At 39.2% G+C, this 13,598-nt stretch carries 13 protein-coding genes; 10 read left to right on the top strand and 3 right to left on the bottom strand.

Annotation, left to right across the window (positions count from 1 at the left end; genetic code table 11):
- The first annotated feature begins 11 nt into the window (after positions 1-11).
- From nrfD to QE404_RS17160, 9 genes are all read left to right on the top strand, one after another.
- On the top strand, positions 12-1,409 hold the full coding sequence (gene nrfD / locus QE404_RS17200) for an NrfD/PsrC family molybdoenzyme membrane anchor subunit (RefSeq protein ID WP_100076274.1): 1,398 nt from the start codon (positions 12-14) through the stop codon (positions 1,407-1,409).
- Positions 1,396-1,917: a DUF3341 domain-containing protein gene (locus QE404_RS17195; RefSeq protein WP_307452568.1), complete on the top strand. Its 522-nt coding sequence runs from the start codon at positions 1,396-1,398 to the stop codon at positions 1,915-1,917. Before nrfD ends, QE404_RS17195 begins: the two co-directional genes overlap by 14 nt.
- Positions 1,910-2,599, top strand: coding sequence for a c-type cytochrome (locus QE404_RS17190; protein ID WP_307452566.1), 690 nt, complete (start codon positions 1,910-1,912; stop codon positions 2,597-2,599). The genes QE404_RS17195 and QE404_RS17190 overlap by 8 nt, the downstream gene beginning before the upstream one ends.
- Positions 2,600-2,607: 8 nt before the next feature.
- A complete protein-coding gene (locus QE404_RS17185) occupies positions 2,608-3,939 on the top strand; it encodes a quinol:cytochrome C oxidoreductase (RefSeq protein WP_307452564.1) in 1,332 nt (443 codons plus the stop codon).
- A 154-nt stretch (positions 3,940-4,093) separates the two neighbouring features.
- Positions 4,094-5,095, top strand: coding sequence for a hypothetical protein (locus QE404_RS17180; protein WP_307452562.1), 1,002 nt, complete (start codon positions 4,094-4,096; stop codon positions 5,093-5,095).
- Between the two features lie 287 nt (positions 5,096-5,382).
- Positions 5,383-6,396: a hypothetical protein gene (locus tag QE404_RS17175; protein ID WP_307452560.1), complete on the top strand. Its 1,014-nt coding sequence runs from the start codon at positions 5,383-5,385 to the stop codon at positions 6,394-6,396.
- 238 nt (positions 6,397-6,634) lie between these two features.
- The gene (locus QE404_RS17170) at positions 6,635-7,678 is read left to right on the top strand and encodes a hypothetical protein (protein ID WP_307452558.1); all 1,044 of its coding nucleotides are present in this window, start codon (positions 6,635-6,637) and stop codon (positions 7,676-7,678) included.
- A 10-nt stretch (positions 7,679-7,688) separates the two neighbouring features.
- On the top strand, positions 7,689-8,567 hold the full coding sequence (locus tag QE404_RS17165; RefSeq protein ID WP_307452556.1) for a GLPGLI family protein: 879 nt from the start codon (positions 7,689-7,691) through the stop codon (positions 8,565-8,567).
- Between the two features lie 323 nt (positions 8,568-8,890).
- Positions 8,891-11,413 carry a DUF5686 family protein gene (locus tag QE404_RS17160; RefSeq protein ID WP_307452554.1) on the top strand — a complete coding sequence of 841 codons (2,523 nt, stop codon included), beginning with the start codon at positions 8,891-8,893 and terminating at the stop codon, positions 11,411-11,413.
- A 51-nt stretch (positions 11,414-11,464) separates the two neighbouring features.
- Here QE404_RS17160 and QE404_RS17155 read toward each other — a convergent pair whose 3' ends face one another.
- The 3 genes from QE404_RS17155 to rplU all read right to left on the bottom strand — a co-directional run bounded on the left by QE404_RS17155 (position 11,465) and on the right by rplU (position 12,438).
- Positions 11,465-11,641, bottom strand: coding sequence for a bacteriocin-like protein (locus tag QE404_RS17155; protein ID WP_307452552.1), 177 nt, complete (start codon positions 11,639-11,641; stop codon positions 11,465-11,467).
- A gap of 121 nt (positions 11,642-11,762) precedes the next feature.
- Positions 11,763-12,020: a 50S ribosomal protein L27 gene (gene rpmA / locus QE404_RS17150; protein WP_294208918.1), complete on the bottom strand. Its 258-nt coding sequence runs from the start codon at positions 12,018-12,020 to the stop codon at positions 11,763-11,765.
- Positions 12,021-12,048: 28 nt separating this feature from the next.
- Positions 12,049-12,438, bottom strand: a complete 390-nt coding sequence (gene rplU / locus QE404_RS17145; protein ID WP_307452549.1) for a 50S ribosomal protein L21 — start codon at positions 12,436-12,438, stop codon at positions 12,049-12,051.
- A 189-nt stretch (positions 12,439-12,627) separates the two neighbouring features.
- Here rplU and QE404_RS17140 point away from each other — a divergent pair, with 189 nt between their 5' ends.
- Complete coding sequence (locus tag QE404_RS17140; RefSeq protein WP_307452547.1) at positions 12,628-13,515, top strand: metalloprotease; 888 nt, start codon at positions 12,628-12,630, stop codon at positions 13,513-13,515.
- The last annotated feature ends 83 nt before the right edge of the window (positions 13,516-13,598 follow it).

Genomic DNA, 13,598 nt, shown 5'->3' with positions numbered 1-13,598 from the left:
ATAGGTAAAAAATGTCAGGACATTACGAAGCTCCGATAAGGGAACCTCTGATTATTGGTCACAAAACTTATCACGATATCACGGAAGATATTGCACGACCTATCGAAGAAAGAGCAGGTAAACTATGGTGGATCTCATTATACGCTGCCTTGGTTCTATTCATCTACGGATTCGGCTGTATCGCTTACACTATCGGAACAGGTATTGGAGCATGGGGACTTAACAGGACGATTAACTGGGGATGGGACATCACTAACTTCGTTTGGTGGGTAGGTATCGGTCACGCCGGAACCTTAATCTCAGCAGTATTATTATTATTTAGACAACGTTGGAGAATGTCTGTAAACCGTTCTGCGGAAGCAATGACCATCTTCGCGGTAGTACAGGCAGCAATCTTCCCGGTAATCCACATGGGTAGAGTTTGGGTAGGATATTGGGTATTCCCTCTTCCAAACCAGTTCGGTTCTCTTTGGGGGAACTTCAACTCTCCTCTACTTTGGGACGTATTTGCGATCTCTACATATTTCTCAGTATCTACGGTATTCTGGTTTATGGGACTTATCCCTGACTTTGCCATGATCCGTGACAGAGCAAAGACACCTTGGACAAGAAAGATCTACACATTCCTTGCTTTCGGGTGGGGAGGTAAAGCGAAGCACTGGCAGAGATTTGAAGAATTATCTTTGGTACTGGCCGGTCTTGCAACACCGCTTGTATTCTCGGTACACACCACGGTATCCTTTGACTTCGCCACATCGGTAATTAAAGGATGGCACTCTACCATTTATCCTCCGTACTTCGTTGCGGGTGCAATCTTCTCAGGATTTGCAATGGTACAGACCCTGCTGCTTGTAGCAAGAAAAGTATGTCATCTTGAAGAATACATTACTATGTATCATATCGAAATTATGAACATCGTAATCATCCTTACCGGTGGTATGGTAACCGTAGCTTATGCTACTGAATATTTCATCGGATGGTATTCCGGATCCAGATTTGAGGATTTCACATACCTTTCTCCGGGAGCTGCTGTAGGACCATACTGGTGGGCTTTCTGGTCATTGATCATCTGTAACCTTGTTATTCCGGCTTCATTCTGGTTCAAAAAACTGAGAACGAACATTATCTGGACTTTCATTGTTGCCCTGATCATTAACATCGGGATGTGGTTTGAGCGTTTTGATATCATCGTTATCAACCTTTCCAGAGACTATTTACCAAGTTCTTGGACGATGTTTAAGCCAACAATCATTGACGTGGGTGTATATTTGGGAACAATCGGATTCTTCTCTGTATTATTCTTATTGTACGCAAGAACATTCCCTGTAATTGCACAGGCTGAATTAAAATCGATTCTGAAAATCTCAGGTGAAACTTATAAAGCAAAAGAAGGAGATGAGCACCACTAAAATTGTATACGGACTTTATGCTGACGACGACGATTTAATGAACGGCGTTAGAGCATTCAACGATAAAGGAATTAAAATTAACGAAGTATATACTCCGTTCCCGGTTCACGGGCTGGATAAGGCTTTGGGGCTGAAGAAAACAAGAATTTCTGATGCTGCATTCCTCTACGCTCTTTACGGAGTTACGATTGGTGCCACCCTTACATGGTATACCATGAACCATGACTGGCCTCAGAACATCGGTGGTAAACCGGCGTTCGACTGGGCACACAACATGCCTGCATTCGTGGTTCCTATGTTTGAATTAATGGTATTCTGTGCCGCCCACATGATGTCGCTTACCTTTTTGGTAAGAAACAAAATGTATCCGGGAGCGCCTGCGCAGAATCCTGATCCAAGGACTACCGATGATAAATTCATGATGGAATTCGTAACGGATGACGTAGATTCTGTAAAGCAGCTGCTGATAGAAACCGGAGTAGAAGAAATAACTGTTAAAGATGCTTAAGATGAAAAAGAATGTATTAAAAATTACAGCGATTTTAGGTTTAACAACAGTTTTACTTAATTCCTGCGGTCCGAAAGAGAATACACCTCTGGTATATTTCCCGGATATGTATTTCCCGGTAGCCTATGACCCATTGATGAAAGCTCAGGATGCTTATTCTGATCATGAAAATGAAATCCCCGCTTTCGTAAAAAATGATGGAGCAACAGGACTTACACCGGTAGAAGGTACAGTTCCTCAAAATAAAGACGGTATTTTTGAAGAAGGGAAACTTCCTAAAAATGTAGATGAGTATAATGCCGGGTATGATGCTTCAAAGACACTTACCACTTCCCCTCTCAATCCTGCCAATGCAGCAAAAGATCTTGAAAGAGGAAAAATCCTTTTTGACCATACATGTTCTGCTTGTCATGGTGTAGGAGGAGACGGACAAGGTCCAATCGTACAGAGTGGAGCATTTTCGGGAGTACCTAATTATGCAGACAGAGAAATTACTGTAGGATCTGTTCATTATGTAATTACGAACGGTAGAAACGCAATGGGTTCTTATGCAGGACAGCTGAACGCAGGAGACCGATGGAGAGTGGCCATGTATGTGATGAATGCATTTAAAAAGAATGCAGCAGCACCGGCGGCAGCCGCTTCAGGAGCAAAAACAGATTCTACCGCAACTAAAAAATAAGACAAGAAATGTATAGTTTTTCACCAAAATTAAAGTCAACTTCTATAATTCTCCTTATTGTAGGTTTGGTATTGTTTGGTATCGGTTTCTTTATGAATAAGGGAATCACCACTGAAAAGATCGAACATATGATGGAGGCTGTTCATTCTTCAGGCCATAATGCCCCTACCCACTCCAGCGAGATGGTAGGTCCTCAGGATCATGAAGCTCATCTGGAACATGCTGCCATGCAGATTCACAATCAGCCTTTGGCATCCATCCATTTTGTAGCCGTATTTTTCTTCGGGGTAAGCTGCTGCGTACTGTTCTTCTACTGTATTCAGCATGCTGCGCACGCAGGTTGGCCAATCATCATTACAAGAGTAATGGAAGCTATTGCTTCTTATATTCCATACGGAGGTGCTATTCTGGTTATCATCATGATCCTGAATATCACACATAACGGACACCTGTTCCACTGGATGGATCCAGACCTTACAGACCCTACAAAACCAAACTTCGACGTTATTCTTTTTGAAAAGAAAAAGTTCCTTAACATTCCGTTCTATGCAGTAAGAACAATCATCTATGTAGTGGGAGCATCTTTCTTTGCATGGAAACTTAAGGCACAGTCTAAAAAAGTGGATGAAACGAAATCCAGGACAGATTATCAGATGCTGTACAGATGGGCGGTAGGATATATTGCATTCTTCGGATTTGCTTCTGCAGCCTGGGCCTGGGACTGGTTGATGTCTATTGACCCTCACTGGTATTCTACCATGTATATCTGGTATTCTATGGTAAGCTGCCTGTCAAGCGGTATTGCAGTAATCATCCTTTTAAGTGTTTTCCTTAAGAAAAACGGGTTCCTGCCTCAATTTAATGACAATCACCTGCATGACCTTGGTGTATTCCTTTTCGCAACAAGTATGCTTTGGACATATACATGGTTTGCTCAATTCATGTTATACTGGTACGCTAACGTTCCGGAAGAGGTTAACTACTTCTTCGGAAGGTTCCAGCACTACTCTCCTACTTTCTTACCGATGCTAATCGTTAACTTCCTTTTACCGCTATTGGTATTGGTCAGCAGCAGCATCAAGAGAAACTACAAGGTAGTTACCACTATGGCTGTAGTAGTGATTTTCGGACACATCGTAGACTACTTCAATATGGTGATGCCAGGAACGGTAGGTCCATACTGGAAAACGCCTGAAGTATTCCTATTGGTGATCGGAGCGATCCTTTTCGTAGGAGGACTGTTTATCTTTACGGTAATGACAGCATTATCCAAACTGAAACTGATTCCTACAGGAAACCCTTATTTACACGAATCTGAAATTTATGAGTATCCTTTCTAAGGACTTGTAACACGATAATAATAAAAAGACTGATTGCAATGATCAGTCTTTTTTTATGCCTTGCAGTTAAAAAATACAGATGGACTGAAACCTTTTGTTATTGCCGTTGTCTTATCAATAGAAATGATTCTTTAATAATTTAAAACAAGACGGTATGACAAAAAAGATCTTTTTATTTTTAGTTATCGCATTATATAGTCTGATCCATGCACAAAGCATTACTTTCGTATCCGAAAAGACCGGTAAGCCATTGCCTAAAGTTTCAGTCTTCGGAAAAGACGGCAGTATACTGGCTTTTTCGGATATTGACGGTAAAATCGATAAGCAGTCGTTAAAAGCGGACCAGGAAAAATTTCAGCTGGTCTATGATAATGTTTCCGTAGCCACTTTATCATATTCTGACTTTGATAAGGAAGTCATCAAAATTAATGATCGTATCAAAGACATTGAAGCGGTGGTCATCAAAAACAACAAACCTGATAAATACATTCTCGTCAAGGGAAATTTCAATGCTTATGTAACTTCAGATAATATGCTAACAAGCTATGCTGATGGGATCGTGACTTATATTTTCAATAATAAAACAAAAAAATTGAAAAGTATTAATGTGGAGCAATACAGGATCTTCAAATTGCAGGATGAAATGAATGGATCTTTCTTATCTTACACGGCAGGATTAGAGATACCAGAACTTAAATATTTAGGAAAGCCAGAGGTATATAAAACCGGAAAAAATACGATTAAAGAATTAAAAGGAGATCAGAGCGACCAGATTGAAATCCTTGATAGAATCGGTTCGGAAAAAGGATTTTCGTTCTTGGGAGTAACCATCTATGATCATAAAAAAATTATAAATCTATCTTTTGAAAAGGGATCAGGAAAAACGTTGAGAGACTTGCTGGAATATAGTGAAATCCGCTCCTCAAAAATTAAACTTAAGGAGAAACCCAACCCCAGCCAACTAGAATTATACAATAATTTTTATGTGACAGAATTTAATTTTACTAATGATGATGATATTAAAAAAGTAAATTTCAATAAAAGCAGAAGCAATTATCAGAAACCATATTGGCAGGACCCCTCTTTTCCTACCATGCAGCCGGTTTTCAGCAGCTTCTTCAAAGAAGATCTAAGGGAACTACCCAATAATAAGTAATGCATATTCCCTGATACAATAAGTATTATTTGGATATATAAACCTTAACATATTGATCCATACTTAAAATGATGCCCATTTTACAAATATCCGGGAAAAAGGTCAGTATGAAATTCAAAAATGTACTTTCTGATAAAACATAATACCATCATACAGAAAGACTGATTGTAATGATCAGTCTTTTTTATGCCTTTCAATTAAAAAATACAGATAGACTGAAACCTTTTTACTATTGCCGTTGTCTTATCAATAGAAATGATTCTTTAATAATTTAAAAACAAAACAGTATGACAAAAAAGATCTTTTTATTTTTGGTTATCGCAATATACAGTTTTATCAATGCACAGAGCATTACTTTCGTTTCTGAAAAGACGGGTAAGCCACTGCCTAAAGTTTCAGTCTTCGGAAAAGACGGCAGTATACTGGCTTTTTCGGATATTGACGGTAAAATCGATAAGCAGTTGTTAAAACCGGACCAGGAAAAATTTCAGCTGGTCTATGATAATGTTTCTGTAGCTACTTTATCATATTCTGAATTTGATAAGGACATCATCAAAATTAACGACCGTATCAAAGACATCGAAGCGGTAGTCATTAAAAATGATAAGCCCGCCAAGTACATACTTATCAAGGGGAATTTCAATGCTTATGTCACTGTTAATGACAGGCTGAACGCCTATGCCGATGGGATTGTTACCTATGTTTTTGACAACAAAACAAGAAAGCTGAAAAGCACCAATGTAGAGCAGTACAGAATCTTCAGATTACAAACGGCAACAAATGATACAAAAAATACGTCCTCTTATGATTATGTAAGTTCCCTGGAACTTCCGAAACTTAAACATGTGGGAAATCCTGAAGAATATAAAAATGCAAGCAATACCATTAAAGAATTGAAGGGTGACGTTAAAGATCAGATTGAAGTAGCCCATACGATGGCCAAGGGAGAAGAAATCGGATTTTTAGGATTCCGGTTTTACGATTTCAGAAAAGTGTTCAGTATGTCTTTTGAAAAAGGATCAGGGAAGACGTTAAGAGACTTTCTGGAATATAATGAGCTTATATTCATGAAGCTTAAACATAAAAGTGAACCCGAATACAATCAATTAGCATTGTACAACAATTTTTACACTACGGAATTCAGTTTCAGCAATGACAATGATGTCAAAAAAGTAAGGTTCAGCAAAAGCAGCAGTAATTACCAGTCCAAGTATTGGCAGGATGCTTCTTTCCCTAATATGCAGCCTGTCTTTAGCAGCTTTTTTAAAGGAGATCTAAAAGAGGAGCCTAATGAACATTAAGGAATTATGATGATCTTCAGCAACTGCCCTGATCTTATATCAATACTAAAATATTTTGCAAAAACGATCCCAATGTTTAACGTGCCACTTCATGAATGATGCAAAATTGCGGAGAAAGACTGATGTCAGTCATCTATATCTTTATATTGATAATAAAAATATCAATCAGGTGAAACTTTTTTGACATTTTAGTTGTCTTATAAAGGATAGGATTATTAATCTTCAATATACAATTATCATGAAAAAAAGTACACTGTTATTCTTACTGATCGTATGGTCCAGCTTAATCAATGCGCAGAGCATTACCTTTGTTTCCGAAAGGACCGGAAAACCGCTGCCCAAAATTTCGGTTTTGGGTAAACAGGGTCATATTCTGGCTTCCTCCGACATCGATGGGACAATTGACAAGCAGTCTCTGAAGCCTGATCAGGAGAAATTTCAGCTCGTGTACAAGAATATTCCCATAGATACCCTGTCGTACTCAGATTTTGATCAGCCGGTGATCAAAATTAATGATCAGGTTACAGAAATTGATCCCGTGCCGGTCAAAAATAATAAATCGGGAAAGTATATATATGTCACAGGAAATTTTAATACATATACAACCCTTAACAATACCGTAAATGGTTATGCTGACGGGATTGTAAGATATATTTTCAACAGTAAAACAAAAAAACTGAAAGCTATCCGGATCCAGCAGTATAGGATTTTCAGAGTGCTGAAATCAGAGTTAAACCTAAAAAAATCATCTTCTTGGGAGTTCTCTACTTTTATGCAAGTTCCGGATATAAAATGGGTGGGAAACGTTGATCTATACAAAAAAAGCAAAAACATGGTTTATCAGGCAGTGAAGAGCAGTAAAAGTGACAAAATAGAGATCAAAGATGTGCAATATCCAGAAAAAGACATAGCGTTCCTGGGATATCATTTTTTTTATGCTAGAAATATTATAAATATCGCTTATAACAAAGATTCCCGGAAAACACTGGAAGACCTTCTGGAATACAATCAAAATAGATCTATAAAACTGAAATACAAAAACGAACCGAGCTACAATATACTCCATATCTATGCTAATTTCTATCCGACATCGTTTGATTCCGGAGACCATAAAGATGATCATAAAGTAAAGTTTGACCTGGATAGAAGCTATTATACATCAAAATACTGGGAAGATCCATCTTTTCCGGATATGCAGACCATTCTTAATTCCTTTCAGAAAGGAGACCTGAAAGAACAACAAAATACGGACTCAACTAATACAATTAAACATACCACCTAAAACATCGATTATGAAAAAAGCTTTTCAGATCATTCTGACCACAACTATTGTGTTACTCAATGCACAAAATACAGCAAACCGATTCTTTTATGAACTGACCTACAAGCCCAATAAGGATTCTTTAAAACTCGAAAAGGAAATGATGGTTTTGGATATAGACAAAAATAAATCTGTATATCAGTCGTACGAAAATATCCAGGTGGATTCAATAGCAAACGCCATGTTTCAGGAATCTATGAAAACCAGCCAAATGCCTGACTTCAAGAGGATGGGTAATAGAAATGCTGAATTCACGCATCAGATTTCCAAAACCTACCCGATACAGGAAGTGGTTTTTAAAGACCATATTGCTGTGGATTATTATTCCTATCGCGAAAACCCAAACTTGAACTGGAAGATTTCGGATGAAAAACAGAAGATTGGTATATACAACACCCAAAAAGCAACTACAGATTTTGGTGGCAGGAAGTGGATCGCATGGTTCACGACTGAAATCCCTTTTCAGGATGGACCGTACAAATTTTATGGCCTTCCGGGGTTAATCGTAAAGATTGAGGATGAACATAAAAACTATTCCTGGGAACTCAAGGGAAACAGAAAAACAGACCATATTCAAGAGGCATCATACATGGAAGGATTTTTCAAACAGGCAAATTTATCTAGCTCAAGGGAAATCTCAAAAGAAAAGTTTTTAGAAAAATATGAACAATATAAAAATGATCCTTTGGCGGGTATGAAGCAGATGATTACTCAGAAAATGCCTGCAGGCATGCAATTACCTGATGAATTTTTACAATCAAAGGATATGCGCGATGCAGAAAAACAATTGAAAGAAGAGCTTGATAAAAAAAATAACAGTATCGAGCTTCAGGTAAAAAAAGGTAAATAAACTTATCTCTAAACTCTTATAATTGATCATGGATCAGGTTAATCAGGAAGTTTCTTTCTGCTCGACAATAGCCTGATCCTATTAAGGAGTTAAGAGATCATGTGGTTCTCAATTTATTTTGGCGTTTGAGCAAGATACAATAAACCACCTTTATTCATAGCATACCGAATTAAAATCCTTGTACTGATGCCCGTCATGAAACGGCTTGTATTAATTCATTACATTTGCACTTTTGTACTAAACGAATGAAATTTATCCGAAATTATATCGTTATAAATAAAGTGCATGCTTTTTGTTTATGCTAATGCCTGATAAAACAACAAATGTTTAACCATACTCCATATTATTATCTTTTAATCTTCACATTCTTTTCCGGCTTCATCTATTCCCAAAGCACCGTCAGCGGCAGAATTGTCGATGCCAAAACCAACAAGGAAATTACCGGGGTGGATGTATTTATCAATGAATCGGACAAAGCAGTATTAACCACCTCCTCTGCGGCATTTACGGTACAGTCAGACAGCATCATTTACCAGCTGAAATTCCTGAAAAAAAGCTACGCCCTGGCTACAATCAGTATTGCTCAGGACAACACAGCTCCACTCCTGGTTAAACTTTCCCGTGAAAAGGTTAGCGACATTCAGGAAGTGGTAATACACAATGAAAAGCCGAAATACAAAAATAAAAAAGAGAATCCGGCATACGCCATCATGCAGGAAGTATGGAAAAGGAAAAGAAACAACGGACTGGATAAGTTTGATACCTATACCTATAAAGAATATGAAAAGATAGAGTTTGATGCCAATAACCTGGACAGTGCTTTTATGAAGAAGAAAGTGTTTAATAAGCTTGATTTTGTCTTCGATTATGCCGATTCCACTGCCAGCGGCAAACTGGCACTTCCGCTCTTCCTCAATGAAGCCGTATACGAAAACTACGGGGAAAACAGGCCTGCCAAAAGAACCAAAAAACTGCTCGTCGCACAAAAGACTTCGGGTTTCCAGGACAACCAGATCGTTATTTTAACGGCTAAAAACCTGTACCGTGACATCAATATCTATGACAATACGCTGAACTATTTCGACATTGGTTTTCCGAGCCCTGTGGGAACAGATGGATTCAGCACTTACGATTATAATCTGATCGATACCATATCTGTACGTGGGGAAAATGCATTCAGAATACGTTACCAGCCTAAACGGACAGAAGTCCTTGCTTTTCAGGGTTACCTCTATATTGCCAAAGACAGCTATGCCGTGCTGGGTGCTACATTAAAGTCTACTAAAAAAATCAATGTCAACTTTATCAATGGCATCTCCACCGAGCTGGAATACGATAATCCTGATGAAAATACCTTCCTCCCGAGAAAGTTTGTGACCGAAATTGAAATGACACCCTTTTCAAAAAAGAAAACGGCAAAAAGCCTTATCGCGAAAAGAACCGTGGATTATTCAGAATATGATTTCAATAAAACTCTTGACCCGAAAGTTTTCCACCGCAAGGCAGAAGAGTATGAAAGCGGATTCGTGGAAAAAGATGATGCCTACTGGGCAAAAGCAAGGCCTGATTCATTATCTAAAAGTGAACAGGGCGTTTATGAAATGCTTGACAGGCTTGAAAAGACCCCAAAATTCAACCGTATCGTAAAACTCTACGAAACCCTTGGCTCAGGATATTATAACGTCTTTAAGGCTATTGATTTGGGTCCTATCTTTTCTGTGTACGGAAAGAATGATGTGGAAGGTGACCGGATCAGGATCGGAGCCAGGACATACTTTACCCGTAATGACCCGTGGAGGGTACAGTTTTACACGGCCTACGGATTCAAGGACCAACAAATTAAGTATGGTGCGGAAGCCAAATATATGTTCAACAGGGTCAACCGGTTTATGATTGGCGCAGGAACCAGAAGGGATATCCTTCAGTTAGGCGTTCAGCTGACCAATGACGACGGAATCATGTCCAGGACCTTTGCTTCATCAACGGTATTTGCCCGGGGTGAAAATGCCTCATTAAGCTCCGTTAACCAAACCAATGTCTTCACTTCCATTGAACCCTGGAAAAACATCCAGTTCAGGATAGACGGAACCATGCAGAGCATCAAATCCGCCAATCCTTCCGGATTCAACCTGATGTACTACCGCAACGGAGAGCTCAGGAAAACGCTGAATGACTCACACGTAACCTTCAGCCTGATTGCAAGGCCGGGGGCCAAATTTTCTCAGACCGGTGTCGACCGGACAGAGCATGGCACACTTGCCCCTACCATTATCCTGAAGTATACCCGCGGTATAGAAGGCCTCTTCAATGCAGACTATAATTATAATAAACTGCAATTCATGTTTTATAAACCGGTGCTGATCGGAAGCTGGGGTAAAATGATGGTAAATTTTGAAGCCGGAAAAAATTTCGACACGGTGCCTCTGGCCCTGCAGAACGTAATCCCGGGGAACCAGTCATACAGCTTAGCAGCCAATACCTTTGCCCAGCTCAATTATTATGAATTTGTTGCAGACACCTATACCACCCTGCACCTGGAACATCATTTCAACGGCAAGATCCTGTCATTTATTCCGTTGATTAAAAAGCTGAAATTAAGGGAAGTAGCCTTTCTGAGAGGAGCCTACGGAACATTAAGCGATGAATCCAAGAACATCAATGTTGCCGGTTACAAATACTCTGCTCCCAGCGACCATGTGTATTTTGAATACGGTTTTGGAATTGAGAATATCGGCTTCGGAAATCTCAGGATTTTCAGGGTCGACTTTAACTGGCGGGGCAATTACCTTGATCGGCCTGACATTTCCAGGTTCGGTATAAAAGCCGGTTTCCAGGTAGGATTCTAAAAAAAATCTCCTTCATGATGAAGGAGATTTTTTATTCTATTGCAGATCATGCTATATATTGGCACTGTTGCATCCACCGCAGATCGGTACTAAGGTTTGCGGAGAAAGGCATACCGGACGGCTTTCTGCAGGCAGGCTACAGTACCAGTCACAGGAAATCCCTTCACACTTAAAACCGCCCTGAAGCGTCCTAAGCTCATTTCTGGAAAGTTTCTTTACGTTTTTCATATTGATTTTATTTTAGAATTGGTCCTTGTATAACGTAAAATAATAACCAATAGTATGAATAAACAGAAAATCCCCAGCAAAATTGCTGAGGATTAGATTTTGTATAAAACGGATAATTAAATTATGCGTTTGCTTCTACAGATACATAAGATCTGTTGTTTGCTTTCTTTCTGAAAACTACTTTACCGTCTACCAATGCAAACAAAGTGTGGTCTTTACCGATACCCACGTTTGCACCCGGGTGGTGTTGCGTACCTCTTTGTCTAACAATAATATTTCCGGCAATAGCTTCCTGACCTCCGAAAATCTTTACTCCTAATCTTTTGGAGTGTGATTCTCTACCGTTTTTGGAACTACCAACTCCTTTCTTATGTGCCATTTTATTCTAAGGTTTTTTGGTTTTACAATTATTCTGCGCTTTCAGCAGTTTCAGCATCTGCTTTTTTCGTGGTCTTCCTAGCAGCTTTCTCTTCTTTTTTAGCTCCTTCAAATCCGGTGATACCGGTAATCTGGATCTGAGTAAGAGATTGTCTGTGACCGTTTTTCACTTTGTAACCTTTTCTTCTTTTCTTTTTGAAAACGATTACCTTATCAGCTTTAACGTGATCAAGAATCTCTGCCTCTACAGTGATTCCGCTTACAGCCGGGGCGCCTACAGTGATTGAACCGTTTACGGTAAGAAGAATTTTATCAAAAGAAACTTTTGATCCTTTGTCTCCTGCCAAACGGTTTACAAACAACTTCTGGTCTTGCTCAACTTTATATTGAAGCCCTGCTATTTCTACAATTGCAAACATTGTTTATAAAATTTTAGTTATTCGAGGTGCAAATATAAGAATAATTTTCCAATCCTCTCATAATCAATCTTTATTTTTTTATTAAATAAAAATCCAAATGTATTCACTATGCAATGAATATTTTTTTAAATGAAAATTATCCCGTGTAAGAGATAATTTTATAACTTAGTCGATACCAAAATTTTTAATATGAAGAAAAACTTTAATTTCTGCTGTTTAGCAGGAGCTATGGCTGTATTCTCTCTGACAGCATGTAATGACAACTCTACCGAAGACAATCTGTTACAGCAGCCACAAGCTGAAAGTGCCAAAATCGAACAGCCTAATGAACTGGAAAAGGCATGTTACTATGTAGACCAGAACTGGAATTCCTCAGCGGTGCTGAAAACCAGCATGAAAACCTCAACGGATACCAATTTCATGAACGGCCAGATGACGAAAATTGCCAGCCTTTGGGGCAGAAGCAATCCTACCCTGAGATTTGTTGATGATCCCTCCAATCCGAATTCTACGTATAATGCCATCTCCTACTCCACAGGAAAAATTTATTACGGGTATGCCATTTATTATGATGCCAAAAATAAAGGCGGAGATATCGTAAATGCGATGATCCTCGCTCACGAATACGGCCACCAGCTTCAGTATATTTTCGGACTGCCTTCCGTTAGTGAATCTACTGCCAGACCGAATGAGCTTGAGGCAGACGGGTTTGCAGGCTACTATCTGAGAAGACCGGAAGGATATAACAAAACACAGTTCTCGGAGATCGCCGCCGCTTATGAGTTTGCACAAAGCATCGGAGATTATTCTACTACTAGCCCTGGCCACCATGGTACGCCCCCACAAAGGAGATCAGCAGTACGTCTGGGATTCCTGCTGGGACAGTACAACCTTTCAGCCTCTGATTTCGACTACAACTTTTTCTACTATTACCAGGGCGTCCTGAACGGCACCTATAAAATGGGGAAAAACTCAAGAAATCCTGAGCTGGATGCTTATATGATGCAGTATATTGACGAGCTGAGAAAAATTCAGTCCGGAGAAATCTCTGCGGAAGAGTTCAAACAACTGAAATAGTAACATTCATTCTCAATATTTACAGTAAAGGAAGCAGGATTACGATTCTGCTTCCTTTTTTTATGAAACCTATTCCGAAAACT

The organism is Chryseobacterium camelliae (assembly GCF_030818575.1).
GTDB lineage: Bacteria > Bacteroidota > Bacteroidia > Flavobacteriales > Weeksellaceae > Chryseobacterium > Chryseobacterium camelliae_A.
The sequence above is the reverse complement of the archived record's forward strand: the minus strand, read 5'-3'. Positions and strand labels throughout refer to the sequence as shown.

What these genes read in the sequence shown, in the direction of transcription:
- nrfD (WP_100076274.1), top strand. Translation starts at nt 12, where the DNA reads ATGTCAGGACATTACGAAGCTCCGATAAGGGAACCTCTGATTATTGGT.
- QE404_RS17195 (WP_307452568.1), top strand. Translation starts at nt 1,396, where the DNA reads ATGAGCACCACTAAAATTGTATACGGACTTTATGCTGACGACGACGAT.
- QE404_RS17190 (WP_307452566.1), top strand. Translation starts at nt 1,910, where the DNA reads ATGCTTAAGATGAAAAAGAATGTATTAAAAATTACAGCGATTTTAGGT.
- QE404_RS17185 (WP_307452564.1), top strand. Translation starts at nt 2,608, where the DNA reads ATGTATAGTTTTTCACCAAAATTAAAGTCAACTTCTATAATTCTCCTT.
- QE404_RS17180 (WP_307452562.1), top strand. Translation starts at nt 4,094, where the DNA reads ATGACAAAAAAGATCTTTTTATTTTTAGTTATCGCATTATATAGTCTG.
- QE404_RS17175 (WP_307452560.1), top strand. Translation starts at nt 5,383, where the DNA reads ATGACAAAAAAGATCTTTTTATTTTTGGTTATCGCAATATACAGTTTT.
- QE404_RS17170 (WP_307452558.1), top strand. Translation starts at nt 6,635, where the DNA reads ATGAAAAAAAGTACACTGTTATTCTTACTGATCGTATGGTCCAGCTTA.
- QE404_RS17165 (WP_307452556.1), top strand. Translation starts at nt 7,689, where the DNA reads ATGAAAAAAGCTTTTCAGATCATTCTGACCACAACTATTGTGTTACTC.
- QE404_RS17160 (WP_307452554.1), top strand. Translation starts at nt 8,891, where the DNA reads ATGTTTAACCATACTCCATATTATTATCTTTTAATCTTCACATTCTTT.
- QE404_RS17155 (WP_307452552.1), bottom strand. Translation starts at nt 11,641, where the DNA reads ATGAAAAACGTAAAGAAACTTTCCAGAAATGAGCTTAGGACGCTTCAG.
- rpmA (WP_294208918.1), bottom strand. Translation starts at nt 12,020, where the DNA reads ATGGCACATAAGAAAGGAGTTGGTAGTTCCAAAAACGGTAGAGAATCA.
- rplU (WP_307452549.1), bottom strand. Translation starts at nt 12,438, where the DNA reads ATGTTTGCAATTGTAGAAATAGCAGGGCTTCAATATAAAGTTGAGCAA.
- QE404_RS17140 (WP_307452547.1), top strand. Translation starts at nt 12,628, where the DNA reads ATGAAGAAAAACTTTAATTTCTGCTGTTTAGCAGGAGCTATGGCTGTA.